The organism is Rhodanobacter sp. Soil_C_14, assembly GCF_057657335.1.
Map to the genome: position 1 here is coordinate 1,129,813 of NZ_JBDGIQ010000001.1, position 16,789 is coordinate 1,146,601.

Below are 16,789 nucleotides of genomic sequence, written 5' to 3' on the forward strand. Positions count from 1 at the left end.
CACCGCCACAGGACGCCATGGACCCCTCAACGCCCGCCCCGCTCGCCTTCGACGAATCCGCGATCGACTTCGCGGGCCGGCGATTGCTGCGCGACGGCATCGAGCAGCCGCTGGAACCCAAGGCCTTCGCCGTGCTGGCGCTGCTCGCCGGCACCCCCGGCCGGGTCTTCACCCGCGACGAGATCCTCGACGCCGTCTGGGGCCACCGCCACGTCACCCCGGGGGTGCTGAACCGGCTGATGACCCTGTTGCGGCACGCGCTCGGCGAGGACGCGAAAGCGGCGCGCTACCTGCACACCGTGCATGGCGTGGGTTACCGCTTCGACCTTCCCGAAGCCGCGCCCGACGACCCACTGCAGGCCCTGCAGGCATCCGTGCCGGCAGCGCCGATGGTGCCGGTGCCGTCCCCTGCCCCACCGCCCCGCGCCAGCGGGCGGCGCGCCAGCGACCGGGGCGCCGTGCCGCGTGCGCTGCCGTGGTTGCTGCCGCTGCTGGCGCTGCTCGCCTTCGCCGGCTGGACATGGTGGCCGCATGCGCCGAGCGCCCCGGGGCCGGTCCCGGAGCGGAGCATCGCGGTGCTGCCGCTGGTCAACGCCGGCAACGACGCGCAGCAGGTGTACTTCTCCGACGGCCTGTCGGAAAGCCTGATCGACGCGTTGTCCCGGTTCCAGGGACTGAAGGTGATCGGTCGCACCTCGGCCTTCCGCTTCCGCGACAGCAAGGACGACAGCGCGACGATCGGCCGCAAGCTGGGCGTGGCCTACCTGCTCGCCGGCAGCGTGCAGCGCGCCGGTGACGTCGTGCGCATCAACGCGTCACTGACCCGCGCCGCCGACGGCAGCACGCTGTGGACCGAGCACTACGACCGGCCGTACAGGAACCTGTTCGCCCTGCAGGACGAGATCGCCCAGGCGGTGGCCGGTGCGCTGCAGCTGAAGCTGCTGTCGCCCGGAGCATCGGCAAGACCGAACGACCGCCCACCCGGCGGCAACATCGACGCCTACAACGTCTATCTGCAGGGCCTGCAGCATTGGCACAACCAGGATTTCCCCAAGGCCGCCGAGTACATGGCCCGGGCCGTGCAGCTGGACCCGCAATACGCGATGGCATGGGCGTACCTGTCCGGATCGTGGAGTACCGTCGCCGCGTTCCGGGACGATCCTCCCGCGGTGGCCCGCGAACAGCTGCGCCAATCGCGCCTGGCAGCGGACAAGGCGCTGCAACTGGCGCCCGGCCTGGGCCAGGCCCACGCAGCCCGCGCCTACCTGCAGTTCTACAGTTTCGATGCCCGCGGCGCCCTGGCCGAATGCCGCCGTGCCGTGCAGCTGGCACCGGAGGATGGCACGGTTCTCAATGGCTGCGGTTTCGTACTGGCCGGCCTGGGGAAACTGGGGGAGGCGATCCGGCTGCGCGAGCAACTCCTCTCGATCGAGCCGTTGTACAACGTCAACGATTTCGAATACGCCAAACTGCTGACGGCGACTGGCCGGCTGGACGAGGCGACGAAGTACCTGCGCATCGCCGAGGACCTGTCGCCACCGGAATCATCCCGGCCATACCAGTTCATGTACGTAGCCATCGCGCGCGGCGACGTGAATGCCGCGCAGGAGGCCGCCCGCAAGCAGCTCTCGCCGTGGCGCGAAATGAATCTGGCGATCGCCACGCAGATTTCCCCGGACCGCGCAGAGGCGGATGCGGCACTGGCGAAGGTGCTCGCCGACAAGGTCTGGGCGAAAACCAGCCCCTATCTGGTCGCACAAGCCTATGCGCTGCGCGGCGACGCGGACCGGACCATGGAATGGCTGGAGCGCGCGCCGGCCCACGACATCCTGTTCATGCTGAGCGACCCGCTCATCCTGCGTTTCCGCGAAGATTCGCGCCTGGTCGCGTTCTGCCGGAAGACCGGCCTGCCGCCACCGGGCGAAAGCGAGGCGCTGGGCATCGACCAGATCCGCGCCGCGAACAGCGCGCGGAACCGCTGAAGCGCGTCCGCCTTCGAGGACGGGCCCTGCTTCGACGCGCCGGCATCGGCGGCCATCCCTATACAATGCATGCTTTCCGAGCGGAACCGACAGCCATGGCCGAGCGCGAGTTCGACAACTACCTTGCCCGCTCCGGCGCCACCCTGGAAGGCTCGCGCTACGCCGCGTGGCTGGCGATCACGCCACGCCGCCACGGTTTCCCGGTGTACTACGCGATCTGCGAGAACCGCAGCTTCCGCGACAAGACGGTGGCCGAGACGGCCGCCGCCAAGGCGCTGGCCGAGATGAGCGGACTGGAACAGGACGGCACACCGATCTTTCCCGAAGGCTATACCGGCTTCGATGACGACCTGTCCGCCGACAGCCGGCCCGCCGACGACCCGGCCTGAGCTGGCGCCGGCATTACCGGCAACGCCGCGCCAGTTGCGCCACGGCCGCGGCGATCCCCGCGGGAGCATCGACGCTCACCATCCGCGGATCGTTCGCCTCCACGGTGCTCTCCAGTTCATGGGCCCAGGTCACGTGGTAGGGCATGTGCACGCCCCAGCCGCCCAGGCGCAACACCGGCTCGATGTCCGAACGCAATGAGTTGCCGACCATCGCGAACTGCGCCGGTTGCAGGTCGAACTCGCCCAGCACGCGCCGATAGGTGGCGGCGTTCTTCTCCGACACGATCTCGATGCGGCGGAACAGGTCGGCCAGGCCGGACTGCGCCACCTTCTTCTCCTGGTGGAACAGGTCGCCCTTGGTGATCAGCACCACGTCGTGGTGCGCGGCCACCGCCTCGACCGCCTCGCGGATGCCCGGCAACAGTTCCACCGGATGCTGCAGCACGCTCTTGCCCAGCTCGACGATGCGGTGGATGTCGGCGGCGCTGATGCGGCTGTCGCTGAGCGCGATCGCGGTTTCCACCATCGACAGCGCCATGCCTTTCGCACCGTAGCCGAACAGCTGCAGGTTGCGCTGTTCGGTGGCCAGCATGGTGTCGTGCACGCGCTGGTCGCCCAGGTCCACGTAGCGGCCCACGATCGCGGCGAACGCGTCGTTCGCCTCGCGGTAGTAGCCCTCGCTGTGCCACAGCGTGTCGTCGCCATCGAAGCCGATCAGTTGCAGCATGCCTGTCCCGTTCCTTCTTCGCGGCTCAGCCGAAGTCGCTGCCCAGACGCAGGTTGATGTGCAGCGCCGTGGCCAGTTCGCGCATCGGCTCGTTGTCGCGGCTCAGCGTGATCCAGCCGGCATGCGAGTCGTCCTCGGTTTCCCAGGTCCACAAGGTATAGCCGGATTCGGCCAGCCGGTCGTAAGCGATACCAAGCACGCTGCCGGCATCGCGATCATCGAAATAATCGTCGTCGTCCGGGTCGCCGTTCCAGTCGATCGACAGGTTCCAGCGCGCGCTGAGTTCGTCCAGCGCCTGCACCAGCGAGCGCAGGTCGTCCTCGGCAACCATGAAGCCCGCGCGCCAGTCGATCACCCGCGCCACCAGCTCGACCGGCTCGGACTCGTCGCCATCGGCCACCGCTTCGCGGTAGGCGGTGAACTGCTGCAGCGCGGAGTCTTCGTCGCCCGGGTTGATCAGCAACAGAAGCTGCCACACCCGCGCCTCGACCGAATCGTCTTCGTCGTCGAAGTCGCGGTCGTCCTCGAAATCATCGTCGTCGCGCATGCTCACGCACCTACCCGCTGGCGCACCGCATCCATGTCGCGGAGCGGGCGGATCTCGATCGCGCCGGTGCGCGACCACGGGAAGTTCGAGGCGATGCGCACCGCCTCGTCCATGTCGGCCGCCTCGATCAGGTTGAAGCCGCCCAGGTATTCCTTGGTTTCGGCGTAAGGGCCATCGACCACACTGGTGCGACCCTCGCGCACGCGCACGGTGCGCGCGGTCGCCGGCGCTTCCAGTTGCTGCGAATCGTGCAGCTGTCCGTTGGCGCGCAAGGCGTCGGCCTTGACGAAGCAACCGTGCATCAGGGTATCGAACTCGCCTTCGGGCAGTGCGCCCAGCAAGGCGTCGTCGCAGTAGATCATCACGAGGTATTTCATGGCGTCCTCGGCGGGAAGGTTCACGGAACCATGGAGAGGCAGGGCGAGGGTGGATAATGCCGCAATGAGCACCGCCCACGATACCTCCAGCGCCCTGTCCTGCCCGCCGATCGCCTTCGTGCGTTCACCGTATGCGCGGCGGATCGACGCGCCGCACCAGTCCACCGTGGTGGCCGGCACCGAGACCCGGGAAGCGGCCGAGGCCACGATCGAGTTCATCGCGGACTTCCCCGCGGCAGCCTACCGCGACCTGGCCGGCTTCGAACGGATCTGGCTGGTGTTCGCCTTCCATCGCAGCGAAGGCTGGAAGGCCGAGGTGCGCCCGCCGCGCGGCGGCGGCAAGCGCAGCGTACTGGCCACGCGTTCGCCACACCGACCGAACGCGCTCGGCCTGTCGGCGGTGGAACTGGTCGCGGTGGGCGATGGTGTGTTGCAGGTACGCGGCGTCGACCTGCTCGACGGCACGCCGATCCTCGACATCAAGCCCTACGTGCCCTACGCAGATGCGTTCCCGGGCTCGCGTGCCGGCTGGATCGACGAAATCGATGCAACGCAGGGCCGGCATTCCGCGCCCGGGCCGAAGCGCCCGCGCTCGTCCCCGGGCAAGTAAGCCCTCGTCGCCGGCGCGCACGCTCCGCACCTGAAACGGCCACGTCCCGACAGGGCGGATCATGCCGCGCCATTTGCGCGACACGATCCGCACCCAGCTCATTGGCCGAAGTCCAGTCCCAGTTCGATCGAGACCGCGCGGCCATAGGCGTTGTAGTTGCCCACGTCGTAATACGGCCAATTTCCATTGGTGCGATCCAGCGGCGGACGCTTGTTGGCGATGTTGTTCGCCACCAGCGCAATCGAGGCCATCGGGTTGAGCCGGTAGCGCACGCTGCCGTTGAACAATACCCACGGCGCGATGTTCTTCGCCGTGCCGATGGCGTTTCACGTATTGCCGTTGCGGATGCCGTAGACGGTTGAGCTCCAGTTGCCGATATTCCAGGTCAGGCTGCCACTGACGCGGCTTTTGAATTCATCGGAATTGGCACAGCACAACAGGTCGTAGGTCGGATCACCCTGCTTTTCCTGCCAGGTGTGCTTGAACTCGTTGTAGTAGTCGCCGCTGAAGATGAACTTGCCCCACGCACCGGCATCGAGCCGGTAGGTCAGGTTCGACTGGATACCGGTCTGGTACTCGGACGACACATTGATCGGATAGGTCGAAACCTGTTGCACGCCGCCGGGATTGACCGGGTCGCTGGCCGGCAGACGCTGCACCTCGCCCAGTACCTCGGCGCACGTCGGCGAGTTGATGTCGTAGGCGGTCTGCCCGTTCTCGGATATGCCCAGGCGGCAATTGGCCTCCAGGTCGAGGATCTCGTCGCTGCCCAGGATCGCCACTTCATTGGAGATACGGATCGCGTTGTAATCCACCGACCAGCTGAGGTTGTTGTCCGCATTCGACCACACGAAGCCGTAGGTGAATGACTTGGCGGTGATGTCCTTCAGGCCCGTATTGCCGCTGGACACGGCAAGCATCGATCCGCCGGCCTGGGGGCAGCTGTCGAAATTGTCCGACGTGTAACCTGCCGCGCGGCACTTGTAGTAATCGGTCGCGGTGGAATAGCCGCTGCTGCGGCTGGAGAACAGGTAGAACATGTCCGGCGCGCGAAACGCCGTCGCATAGCTGCCACGAATCAGCAGGTGGTCCATCGGCCGGTATTCCAGGCCCAACTTGTAGGTGGCCTTGCCATTGCCACCGCCGTCGTAGCTGTACTTGTCGTAGCGCGCCGACAGGTTGGCGCTCAAGGTCTTCAGCAACGGCACCTGCATCTCGGCACCGGCGGCGTACTGCGAGCGCGCACCGGATGCCACGGTGGAGCCACCCACTCCGCGGAAATAGCCTTCATCGGCCAGCGGGCTGCCCGAACGGTTGTCGAAACGCTCGTTGCTGGCCTGCACGATCGCGGCGAAACCCACCGGTCCGGCCGGCAACTGGAACAGGTCGGTCGTGTTGGCGGTGATCGTCTCGTTCTGCGTCCATGACATCGACGCTGCGCGATTGGTCGCGGAGAACTGCTGGTATTGCGCCGTCGTCAGTGGCTGGTACAACCGATCCAGATGGGGCGCGAAGATCGGATAGCCGGAAGCATCCGTACCCAGCTGCGGCCCGAGGTAGTACGCATCGACGCCATTGTTGGCGAGGAAGTCGGTCGACTTGCGCACGGCCCTGGATTGAGAACGGTTGTAGTAAGCGTCGTAGCTCCAGCCCGTATCGCCGATGCCGCCGCGAATGCCGAAGCTGGCGTTGTAGGTATGGGTGAACACGTGCTGGTCCTTCGCATCCAGGCCGACTTCCTCCGGCGCAAAGATGCGCTGCCACTGTTCGTACTGGCCGGATGTCTGGTTGTAGAAGGTCTGGTTCCAGAACGGGCTGCCGCCGCTGTAGGTCGGGTTGCTGTAGCTGTACAGCATGTCCGAGTACAACTCGGTGTTGTCGTTGATGTGGTAACGCAGGAACAGCGAACCGTTGACGTCCGTGCTCTTGTTGCTGAGCGACGCCAGGCTGACGTTGTTCGGGCTGCCGCAGTAATTGCCCAGGCTGGCGCCATCACGATGACTGTATCGCGTGGTGCCCGAATACAAATAGCCCAATGGCACGCAGGCGTCCGCCCCCGGATCGATGTAATGCGGGTTTGCCCCGGCAGCCATGCGCAGGAAGGTCCGCGAAGGCACTCCCGGCTTGCCGGTCGGATCGTCATCGTAGGAGTCGATGTAGCTGCGCTGGAATGCCCAGACCGGTGTCTCCCTGGATACCTGCAAGCCGGCACTCACATCCAGCTTGCCCCAACGGTGTCCCGTACTCAGTTGCAGGCGCTGGTTGTCGCCGCCACCATCGTTGTAGCCGCCCATGCGCAAACTCACATGGGTACCTTCCACGTGGTCCTTCAACACGATATTGACCACGCCGGCAATGGCCGCCGATCCGTAAATGGAAGACTGACCGCCGGTAAGCACGTCGATATGGTCGATCATGCCGACCGGGATATTGGCGATGTCGACGATATTGTTGCTGCCGTTGTAGGCCAGCGGGTAGCTGGTCATCGGCTTGCCGTTGAGCAGCGTCAGTGTGAAGCTCGGATTCAGCCCGAAGAGGCTGATCGTCTTGGCGCCGGGCGTGTAGCCACCCGTGAATTGCGGATCCTGCACCGAGCCGTTGGACACCGGCAGCGCGCGCAGCGCATCGAATACATTGCCGAAACCCTGCTGCTCGATGTCCCTGGCGGTCACCGTGATGACCGGCGAGGGGCCCTCGACCTGTGCCCGCGGAATCAGCGAGCCGGTTACCTGCAGGGCCTGCAATTGCTTGACCTCGGGCGTGGCAGCCGGCTTCTTTTGCTTGTCGGCCTTGTCGGCCTGACTCCCCACAGCCACGTCCCGAGCCGCCACGGGAGTGTCGGGCACGGTGTTCTGAAGGTCGCTGGCCCACGCGTGTGCTGCCGGGATCGACAGCAGCGACGTCACGATGGCACCAAGAATTTTCAATTTCATGGGATAGATGCACTCCACTCAGGATTGACCATGTGCCGATGCACTGCGGCACGCCACGACTCTCCATGCCCGTCGGGAACATGGCCAACAAGCCGCTCACCGGCACTGCCGCCACGCCTGTTCACGACGCCCCCCTGCGCCCAGCTTTTTCCGGGCACAAAGCTCCCCGCCGCACGACCGGAAATCGTGCGTTTTTCTTGCTTGTCTGGCCCCGCCGCTACCGCCGGCGCGCCGCTTCAGTTCAGCGACGCGCCGCCACTTTCCCTACCGGTTCCACCGCCTGCCCAAGCCACTGGATCTCCGACAACGCCACCGGTCCTGCATCGTTCCCGTTGTCGATGCGCAAGCGGTAATAGATGTAGTCGCCCGGCTCGGTGACCCCAAACGCGCGCAGCTGTTGCGGCCAGCGAAAAGCCTCCCCGTGACGGCGATCCAGCACGTGCCAGCGACTGCCATCGCTGGAACCCTGCAGCTCCCAATCGCCAGGACCATGGCCGGTTGCCGCACTGGTCAGCGTATACATCAGCACGCGCCGGGCGCCATCGGTGAAATGGACGTCTATCGTCGGATGACTTCCGTCAAGGACCGAGCTCGTGGCGGCATCACCGTCGGTCAACGGCTTTGCCGCAGGCTGGTCACCGTCAAGAACAGCCACGTCATGACTCGGCCGGAAAAGATTGCGCCACGGTGCCGGTCGGCTGCCCGCTTGCGTCAGCGATGGCAAGCTTGCCGCCGCATCGGTGCCCCAGCGCGACGGCTTGGGCCCCATGCGGAATACCAGCTCGGCGCCCTCGGCGAGGTCAGCGTGGTCAAGGTAGTTCTTGCGGTACGGCCGGCCGTTGAGGGTGACGCTTTGTATGTAGCGGTTGCGATCGCTGACGCCGGGCGCACGGATCTCGATGCGCTTGCCGTTTTCGAGATGGATGGTCATCCGCGGAAAGTACGGTGCACCGATCGCGTAGGTCGGCGTGCCCATGCGCAGCGGATAGAAACCCGCGGCGCTGAACAACCACCACGCCGACATCTCGCCATTGTCCTCGTCGCCGGGGTAGCCCTGACCAATCTCGCTGCCCACGTACAGCCGGGACAGCACATCGCGCACCTTGTCCTGGGTCTTCCACGGCTGCCCGGCCAGGTCGTACATGTAGATGATGTGATGCGATGGCTGGTTGCTGTGCCCGTACTGGCCCATGCGCACATCGCGCGCTTCCAGCATCTCGTGGATCACGCCGCCGTAGCTGCCGGTGTGAAACACGCCGGGTGTGGCAAAGAACTGATCGAGCTTGGCAGCAAGGTGGTCGCGACCACCATAGAGCGACGCCAGACCGACCCCATCCTGCGGCACATGGAAAGCCATGTTCCAGGCGTTCGTCTCGGTGTAGTCGCCACCCCAGCGCAACGGATCAAAAGGCGTCGAGGCAGCGGTCCATTGCCCCGCGGCATCGCGACCGACGAAGAAGCCGACCTGCGGGTCAAACACGTTGACGTAATCCAGTGCACGCTGCTGAAAGTAGCGGGCATCGTCCGCGTAATGCGATTGATACGGATCGTCGCCGCTCGCCTTGGCCAGCGCACCGGCCAGATTGCCGATCGCGAAATCGTTGATGTAGCCGTCCATTGACCACGACAATCCTTCGTCCACGGCATTGTCGGTATAGCCGAGATACGGCGAGCGCTGCATGCCCTTGCGCCCGGCGCCGGCGATCGGGCTGACCACGGTGGCGTCCTTCAGCGCCGACTGGTAGAACGACTTCACGTCGAAATTGCGCACGCCTTTCAGCCACGCATCGGCGAATGCCACGTCGGCGCTGGTGCCCACCATCAAGTCGGCATAACCCGGCGATGACCAGCGCGCGATCCAGCCGCCATCCCGATACTGCTGCACGAAGCCATCGATCATGTCGCCGGCCATGCCCGGCGTCAGCAAGGTGTAGGCCGGCCACGCGGTGCGATAGGTGTCCCACAAGCCGTTGTTGACGTAGACCTTGCCTTCGAGCACGCGCGCACCGGTCTGGCTGAGCGTGCTGGCGGCCAGCGGCGGCGAGAACGGACTGGCGTAGCGATAGTCCGGATGCTCGCGGCTGCCGGTGTTTTCGAACGCCGCATTCGGAAACAGGAACAGGCGGTAGAGGTTCGAATACAGCGTGACTTTCTCGTCACGGCTGGCTCCGTCCACTTCGATGATGCCCAACCGGGCATCCCATGCCTGTCGCGCACGCTCACGCACATCCTCGAAGCTGTCCTGCGGGGCGATCTCCAGTTCAAGGTTGTGCCGCGCCTGTTCCACGCCGATCAGCGAGGTGGCGATACGCATCGTCACCTGCGGTTGCCGCGCATCCACATCGAAGGCGAACCAGGCTGCCACGTGGTCGCGTGCCGTGCCCTTGTAGCGGCCGCTGGCGCGAACCGGCCGGTCGAAGCTGGCGTAGAAGTACAACCGCGTAGCACCGGTGGAAAGTCGGCTTTTCACATCGGACCAGCCGCTGATCGATCGCCCGGCGGGGTCCAGGGTGATGCCGCCGCGGTCGTCGCGATTGTCGAAGACCAGCTGGGCTTTCGGGCCGGTGAAGCCGAAACGCATCATCGCCGCGTGATTGGTCGGCGTGATTTCCGCCCGCATGCCATTGTCGAAACGCACCTGGTACAGATCGGCGCGGGCGACCTCATTGGCGTGCTCGAAGGGCAGCGCGCGTTTGGCCCGATCCAGTGATGGCACGCCATTCGCCGCCTGTGCCGGCATCACCTGAAAAGTCTGCCGGTCGCCCATCCACGGACTGGGCTCATGCGACAGCGCAAATGCCTCGATGCGTGGACGGTTATCGGCGCCGTTGCGTTCCTGGTACTGATAGATCCAGTCGGAACCGGCCTGGGTAGTCGGCGTCCAGAAGTTGAAGCCGTGGGGCAATGCCACCGCAGGAAAGGTGTTGCCGCGCGAAAAACGGCCGTTGCTGTTGCTGCCGCGCAAGGTGTTGACGAAATCGCTGGGACGCTCCGCTTGCTGCGATGTTGGCTCAGCGTCGATACGGATATCGTCCAGGTAACCCTCGAACTGCGCGCGGTCAGAGGCGTCGTCGTGTGTCACCAGCACTTGACGGATACGCCGACCAGCCGCCACGTTGCCCAGCGCCGTGGAGACAAGATTCCACTGGTCGGGGTACAGCACGCGGCCGTGCCCTTGCGCCTGCGCGGTCATGCCGATGCGATGCTGATCCACCGCGCCAAGTTGCGACAAGCGACTGCCGTCGTCGAACAGCAGATCAATGGCCACGTAGTTGGCCGGGTTGCGCAGATCACCATCGACGGATTGGGGAAAGATCACATACGACAACACGGAATCGGCACGCACCGGAATATCCACGTCGAACAGCGCCACGGATCCGTTGGCCACGGACCCGGCGGTGTAATGCAGCGCGTGCAATCCATCGAAACCCACATCCGCTCGCGCGGCAAGTGCGTGGCTGGTCGACGGCCCGCCCGTCACATCGAGACGGAGTGCCGCGTTGGTGGTCGCCACGGAAACCAGCGATGGCGGTTCGGTCGGCTCAAACGAGCGCAACCAGCCCTCGACGGCGCCATCTTTTGCGATAGCCGCGCTGGCACTCGGCAAGCATGCCGTGGCGAACAACAAGCGCAGTCCCAGACCCGGCAGCAGCCTGGTCATGCGACGAACTTTCGAACGTGTGAATACGTTGCCGTGCACGAACGCCCTCCCCGAAAGCTTCACCGACCCGCGCCAGACGTGGCGGTCGAATCAGTGAATTTGTAACGATCCAAATTCCGTGCGAAAAATTCCCGCCGGTCGGCCCGTACCCGGACAAACAAGTCCGCCGTGGATCTCCCCGCAAGGCCATCGCAGGCGCTTCCCATCACTTTCCCATCGTCCGGAAACGACACGATGCGGAGCAGCAAGGCGCATTGCCACCACCAAACGGCGTGACGGCTGTCGCGGAGTAACTGCCTTCGGGATTTGCAGCGAACACGACAGCCACCTGGCCCGCGACAGGCTCCGCCACCAGGGCAAACCTTGGCAAAAAGAACCTGGAGGGGAGTCGGTGGTCATCGCCAGCCTTTTATTTAGATCGATCCAAGCGGCCACGCTAGCACCTTCCCCATCAGGACGCATGCTGCACCGCGACGTGAGGAACGGCGCCGATAAGTTACATTTGGATCGTTCCAAATCCACGAACTTCACCTCCGAAATGGCGCCCCCTGACCCCTTGTGCGCACGGACGACGCCGGCATCCGGAATTTCTGAAGGAACGGCACAAACGCCGAGCCCTCATCTTCACCGACATGCGGCGACGGGTTTTGCTTGAGGCCTGAGCAGCGTCAGTGATCAACGCTTGATGGATCACATCCGATGGATCACACCCGGGCATCTTCTTCCGCAGGTGCGCCGACATGGGAGCAAGACATGGCAACTTCGATCCGCGTCATCGCACTCTGTGCGCTGCTTGCCGTTCCGCTGGTCAGCGCCGCAGCCGACCCACGACAGCAAATCCTGTCACCGGCTGCGGCCGTCAATCCGCTGATCGGCAGCAGTCATGGCGGCAACACCTTTCCCGGTGCCGTGCTGCCGTTTGGCATGTTGCAATGGAGCCCGGAGAACACGCGGGGCAAGCACAATCGCACCGCGGCGCCGGGCGGCTATCTTTATGAGGCGGCACGTATCCGCGGTTTCAGCCTGACCCATCTTTCCGGTACCGGCTGTGCCGGTGCCAGCGGCGACGTGCCGTTCATGCCCGTCACCACGCCGATCACCAGTTCACCTTCCTCCGATGACGATGACAGCCGCTATGCGAGCGACTTCCGTCACGCCGACGAGCAGGCCAAAGCCGGCTATTACCAGGTAAAGCTGGCCAACGGCACGGACGTCGAACTTGCCGCAGCAATGCGCAGCGGCGTCGCACGGTTCGGCTTTCCTGCCGGAAAGAAGGCGAACCTGCTGATCCGGACTTCCGACTCCGAAGTCGGCAGCAGCGCGGCCACGGTGCAGGTGGATCGCATGCGGCGCACGGTCAGCGGCTCGGTCACCAGCGGCAATTTCTGCGGCTACCTTTCCGAAGCCAATCAACGCAGCTACTACACGCTCTACTTCGTCGCCGAGTTCGACCAGCCGTTCACGCAAACAGGCAGCTGGCACGACGACCAGTTGCAACCGGGAGGCACCGAAGCCAGTGGCGGCACCAGTTACGCCGCCAAGGGTTTCCCCCCGTTGGGCAAAGGCTCCGGCGCATGGGTCGGTTTCAAGCCGGGCAGCAAGGTGCAGGCACGGGTGGGCATCTCCTACGTCAGCCTGGAAAACGCCAAAGCCAACCTCGATGCCGAGATCCACCCGGGCACCACGCTGGCGCAAGTGCGACAGCGTGCGACCGCCAGCTGGGACAAGGCACTTGGCGGAATCACCCTCGGCGGTGGCAGCAGCGATCAGCGCACCACGTTCTACACCGCGCTTTACCACGTGATGATGCATCCAAACGTCTACAGCGACGTCAACGGCGAGTATCGCGGCTTCGATCAGCGCACGCATCGCGTCAGCAATGGCCAGCAGGCGCAATACGCCAACTTCTCCGGTTGGGACATTTACCGCTCGCACCTGCAGCTGGTGACCTGGCTGCAACCGCGCGTCGGCAGCGACATTGCGCAGTCGTTGTACAACCAGGCCGGACAGAACCATGGCGAATGGGATCGCTGGACCCACAACTCCGGCGGCACCCACGTCATGAGCGGCGATCCTTCCGTGCCGGCACTGGCCGACATCGCGGCGTTCGGCGGCCAGCATTTCGACCTGCGCGGCGCCTACCATTCGCTGCGCACCGCAGCGACCACCGTTACCGCCAATGACCTCAGCGATGCGGGTTGCAACGTCGAGTGCGTGGGCCAGCGGCCGTCGCTCGACCAATGGCTGAAGTTGCATTACATCGCCAGCCAGTCGCATGCCTGGGGCGGTGCCGGTGAAACGCTGGAATCGGCCACCGCCGACTTTGCCTTGTCCGAGCTGGCTCGCCGGGTCGGCGACCACGCGGGCCAGCAGCAATTCCTGACCCGCGCTGGCTACTGGCGCAATCTGTTCAATCCCGCCGCCACGCCGCAGGGCGGATATATCCAGAACCGCAACAACGACGGCAGCTGGCCCGCCTTCAAACCAGATACCGACGAGGGCTTCGTCGAAGGCAGCGCTGCGGTCTATCTGTGGATGGTGCCGTTCGACGTCCATGGCCTGTTCGACGCGCTGGGCGGCCGCGAAAAAGCCACCGCGCGGCTGGATGCCTTCTTCCACGACACGGACGGCCACTGGGCGCTGACCGGCGCGGGCCCGCTGCATGCTGAACTGGACAACGAACCGTCGGTAGGCGCGCCATGGCTTTACGACTACGCCGGCCAGCCCTGGAAAACCCAGAAAGCCGTGCGCATCGTGCTCGACACGATCTGGAAAAACGCACCGGACGGCATACCCGGCAACGACGATCTCGGCCAGATGTCGTCGTGGTATGTATGGGCGGCACTCGGCCTGTATCCGGAAATCCCCGGACGCGCCGAACTGTTGCTGGGCAGCCCGCTATTTCCGCATGCGGTGGTGCATGGTTCCGGCGGTGATTTAGCGATCGACGCGGCTGGCGCCGATCCCGAACGTCTTTACGTGCACGCGCTAAGCGTAGACGGCAAACCGCACACGAAGCCCTGGCTGCCGACCTCGTTGGTCGAACATGGCGGCCACCTGCAATTCACGCTGCAGTCGGAGCCCGATCGGTCCTGGGGCGGCGCAGCGGCCGACGCCCCGCCGTCGTTCCCGCCGCCGCGCAGCTAGGCGATCGATGGATGCATCCGCCTCAGGAGCAACTGCCACAGCAGGTGCTACCGCCGCTGACGTGAATCTGTTGCGGTTCGGACACGCGGCTGGCGGCAAAACCCGCCTCCTGCAATGCGGTGATGACCTGGCCGGACGTCAGTTGCGCCGACACGTCGATCTGACCCGTGGCGACATCACCGGTGACTTTCGCGTTGGCGTCATGGGTCCTCAGGATGGCGGCGATGGCGCCGGCGTCGTCAACGAGATTCTTCACTTCGAACAGCATCGGTACAGCCTCCAGGACAAGGGCGGGAGATCCGCCATGAACCATGATGCCGACCCTTCCGGTCAGCCGCCCTGATCTCGGTCAGGGCGATCCGAAACCGTGAGACAACCCCCGGCTAGCTTGCACGGGCTGTCGCGAGTCCTTCGTCGCCGGCGCCCGATGCACTTGGCAGTGGTCGGTTCAAACTTTTGCCGCGCCCGGCCCCCCCCCGTCTGGCGCGGCTCTTTTTTGATCGCGGGTCCCGGCGAATCGGGCCCACGCCAGCCCGCTGCGATGCGCCGGCTCCCCCGTCACCGTGCTGCGCGCACTGATTCGGGGTTCACACGAGCTGCAACATGATGCCGGTGAGGCATACGCCAGCCCAATCGTGGAGGCATCCCATGAAAATCCTGCTCTGGTCATCGCTGTTGCCCCTGATGCTCGCCGCCTGCAGTCCGTCCCATGCACCGGACCCGGCGGCAGCGGCGCCCGTGGCCACGACGGCACCGGCCCTGGGCGGCCATCACTGGCAGTTGCACGATGCCGTCGACGGCAACAACCAGCGCCTGGACGGGCTGTTCGACGGTTCCGGCAAACCCCTGCAACTGGACTTCACCGACGATCGCATCAGCGTCAGCCATGCCTGCAACGGCATCGGCGGCAGCTACAAGATCGTCGATGGCCACCTGCTCACCGGGCCGCTGATGCAGACCATGATGGCCTGCGCCGATCCCGTCCTCATGCAGCGCGAGAAGACCATCAAGCACGTGCTGGGGGCGAAGCCCGCGCTGATCACATCCAGCGCCGACGGCCAGTCCCTGCTCAGCCTGGCCGCCGCCGACGGGACCACGCTGACCTTCGCCGGCCAGCCCACCGCCGAACAGCGCTACGGGGGTCCCGGCACGATCGAGTTCCTGGAGGTCGCGGCCGAACCGGTCAGCTGCCAGCATCCGCTGCCGCCGGCGAACAACTGCCTCCAGGTTCGCCAGCTGCATTACGACGACCAGGGTTTGCGGGTGGGCGAACCCGGCCCATGGCAACCGCTGGCGCAGCCGATCGAAGGCTACGAACACCAGCCCGGGGTGCGCAACGTGCTGCGGGTCAAGCGCTACGCATGGCCAAACCCGCCGGCCGGCGCAGCGTCGAGCGCCTATGTGCTGGACATGGTGGTGGAAAGCGGAACGGCGACCCCTGACGCGAAATAGTCGCCGTCACGACCGCCTTCGCTTCACCGCCGGGCGCCAAGCAGCCCGACGTGGTAGCCGGCCGCGCGCAGCCTGGCGGTGGCCTTCGCATTCAGCACCAGCAGCACGATCAGGCTCACCAGCGGCACGAACATCAGCACCAGCAGGATCACCCGGCTGGCCATCGAGAAACCCATGCCGGTGCACAGCTTGAACGTGCCCACCAGCGCGGCGCAGACCACCAGCACCAGCAGCAACGCGGCGAACAGGCCAAGCACGCCCTGCAAGGCAACGGCGGCGAAGTAGCCGAGGATCGCGTAGATGATCAGCTTCTGCGCGCTGGCCACCTGCTCGATGCCGCTGTCCGGGACAAAGGTGTCGGCAACATCGGCCTGCGGCGCCTGATACGGATTCTGCATGGTCATTCGGTTCCCCTGATTGTTGGACCGCAGTATGCCCGGAGCCGGGTTCGCGGCGCAGCCGTCGTGCGTGTCCGGGACAACGCAGCCGCTCAGCGTGGTCCGCCCCGCGACTCGGGCAGCCGGGCGATGACCAGCAGCAACACGACCATCAGGCTGGCCAGCATCCACGGCAACCAGGCATGTGCGCGCAGCCACCCGATCGAGGCGAGCATCGACAGCGTGACCACCATCAGCGCCGTCACCTTGGTGCGGCGCGACACGCTGCGTTCGCGTTCCCAGCGTTCGATCGCCGGTCCCAGCCGCGGCTGCGACAGCAGCCAGCGATGCCAGCGTGGCGAGGCGCGAGCCCAGCACGCGGCGGTCAGCAGCAGGAACGGCACGGTCGGCAACAGCGGCAGGAAGATGCCGATCACGCCCAGCAGCAGCGACAGCGCGCCCACGCCGAACAGCAACCCGCGCACGAGGCGATGGCGACTGGGCGACGGCGTGGGGGATTCGATCATCGAGGCGAAGGATGCGGCGGAGCCGGAGAGAAACGGCCGCCCGGCGTGACCCGGGCGGCC

The 16,789-nt window shown here is 65.4% G+C and carries 15 protein-coding genes; 6 read left to right on the forward strand and 9 right to left on the reverse strand.

What is annotated here, in order from left to right:
* Window positions 1–17: 17 nt before the first annotated feature.
* Window positions 18–1,982 carry a winged helix-turn-helix domain-containing tetratricopeptide repeat protein gene (locus AC3A56_RS05205; RefSeq protein ID WP_487769564.1) on the forward strand — a complete coding sequence of 655 codons (1,965 nt, stop codon included), beginning with the start codon at window positions 18–20 and terminating at the stop codon, window positions 1,980–1,982.
* A 95-nt stretch (window positions 1,983–2,077) separates the two neighbouring features.
* Window positions 2,078–2,371 carry a hypothetical protein gene (locus AC3A56_RS05210; protein ID WP_056766593.1) on the forward strand — a complete coding sequence of 98 codons (294 nt, stop codon included), beginning with the start codon at window positions 2,078–2,080 and terminating at the stop codon, window positions 2,369–2,371.
* A gap of 13 nt (window positions 2,372–2,384) precedes the next feature.
* Here the strand turns inward: AC3A56_RS05210 and AC3A56_RS05215 are convergent, their stop codons facing one another.
* Genes AC3A56_RS05215 through AC3A56_RS05225 form a run of 3 tightly spaced genes read right to left on the reverse strand, consistent with a single transcriptional unit; the run spans window position 2,385 to window position 4,022 of the window.
* Window positions 2,385–3,098 (reverse strand): HAD family hydrolase, encoded by a 714-nt coding sequence (locus tag AC3A56_RS05215; protein WP_487769565.1) that lies wholly within the window; start codon window positions 3,096–3,098, stop codon window positions 2,385–2,387.
* 25 nt (window positions 3,099–3,123) lie between these two features.
* Entirely contained in the window at window positions 3,124–3,645 is a 522-nt protein-coding gene (locus tag AC3A56_RS05220) for a DUF6630 family protein (protein WP_056766589.1), read from the reverse strand.
* Between the two features lie 2 nt (window positions 3,646–3,647).
* A complete protein-coding gene (locus tag AC3A56_RS05225; protein WP_056766587.1) occupies window positions 3,648–4,022 on the reverse strand; it encodes a YciI family protein in 375 nt (124 codons plus the stop codon).
* Window positions 4,023–4,086: 64 nt separating this feature from the next.
* On the opposite strand from AC3A56_RS05225, the gene tsaA reads away from it, so the two are divergent.
* Window positions 4,087–4,632 carry a tRNA (N6-threonylcarbamoyladenosine(37)-N6)-methyltransferase TrmO gene (tsaA, locus tag AC3A56_RS05230; RefSeq protein WP_056766586.1) on the forward strand — a complete coding sequence of 182 codons (546 nt, stop codon included), beginning with the start codon at window positions 4,087–4,089 and terminating at the stop codon, window positions 4,630–4,632.
* Window positions 4,633–4,730: 98 nt separating this feature from the next.
* Here the strand turns inward: tsaA and AC3A56_RS05235 are convergent, their stop codons facing one another.
* The 3 genes from AC3A56_RS05235 to AC3A56_RS05245 all read right to left on the reverse strand — a co-directional run bounded on the left by AC3A56_RS05235 (window position 4,731) and on the right by AC3A56_RS05245 (window position 10,953).
* Window positions 4,731–4,919, reverse strand: a complete 189-nt coding sequence (locus AC3A56_RS05235; protein ID WP_487769566.1) for a hypothetical protein — start codon at window positions 4,917–4,919, stop codon at window positions 4,731–4,733.
* A 39-nt stretch (window positions 4,920–4,958) separates the two neighbouring features.
* Window positions 4,959–7,565 carry a TonB-dependent receptor plug domain-containing protein gene (locus AC3A56_RS05240; protein ID WP_487769567.1) on the reverse strand — a complete coding sequence of 869 codons (2,607 nt, stop codon included), beginning with the start codon at window positions 7,563–7,565 and terminating at the stop codon, window positions 4,959–4,961.
* A gap of 241 nt (window positions 7,566–7,806) precedes the next feature.
* Window positions 7,807–10,953: a GH92 family glycosyl hydrolase gene (locus AC3A56_RS05245; protein ID WP_487769568.1), complete on the reverse strand. Its 3,147-nt coding sequence runs from the start codon at window positions 10,951–10,953 to the stop codon at window positions 7,807–7,809.
* 112 nt (window positions 10,954–11,065) lie between these two features.
* Between AC3A56_RS05245 and AC3A56_RS05250 the strand changes: the two genes are divergently transcribed.
* Window positions 11,066–11,323: a hypothetical protein gene (locus AC3A56_RS05250; protein ID WP_487769569.1), complete on the forward strand. Its 258-nt coding sequence runs from the start codon at window positions 11,066–11,068 to the stop codon at window positions 11,321–11,323.
* A 656-nt stretch (window positions 11,324–11,979) separates the two neighbouring features.
* Complete coding sequence (locus AC3A56_RS05255) at window positions 11,980–14,373, forward strand: GH92 family glycosyl hydrolase (protein ID WP_487769570.1); 2,394 nt, start codon at window positions 11,980–11,982, stop codon at window positions 14,371–14,373.
* Between the two features lie 22 nt (window positions 14,374–14,395).
* Here AC3A56_RS05255 and AC3A56_RS05260 read toward each other — a convergent pair whose 3' ends face one another.
* Window positions 14,396–14,641, reverse strand: a complete 246-nt coding sequence (locus AC3A56_RS05260; protein WP_056718137.1) for a hypothetical protein — start codon at window positions 14,639–14,641, stop codon at window positions 14,396–14,398.
* A gap of 380 nt (window positions 14,642–15,021) precedes the next feature.
* Between AC3A56_RS05260 and AC3A56_RS05265 the strand changes: the two genes are divergently transcribed.
* Complete coding sequence (locus AC3A56_RS05265; protein ID WP_487769571.1) at window positions 15,022–15,825, forward strand: META domain-containing protein; 804 nt, start codon at window positions 15,022–15,024, stop codon at window positions 15,823–15,825.
* Between the two features lie 23 nt (window positions 15,826–15,848).
* Here AC3A56_RS05265 and AC3A56_RS05270 read toward each other — a convergent pair whose 3' ends face one another.
* On the reverse strand, window positions 15,849–16,223 hold the full coding sequence (locus AC3A56_RS05270; RefSeq protein WP_235580704.1) for a hypothetical protein: 375 nt from the start codon (window positions 16,221–16,223) through the stop codon (window positions 15,849–15,851).
* A gap of 92 nt (window positions 16,224–16,315) precedes the next feature.
* Window positions 16,316–16,729, reverse strand: coding sequence for a YbaN family protein (locus AC3A56_RS05275; protein ID WP_487769572.1), 414 nt, complete (start codon window positions 16,727–16,729; stop codon window positions 16,316–16,318).
* Window positions 16,730–16,789 lie beyond the last annotated feature (60 nt).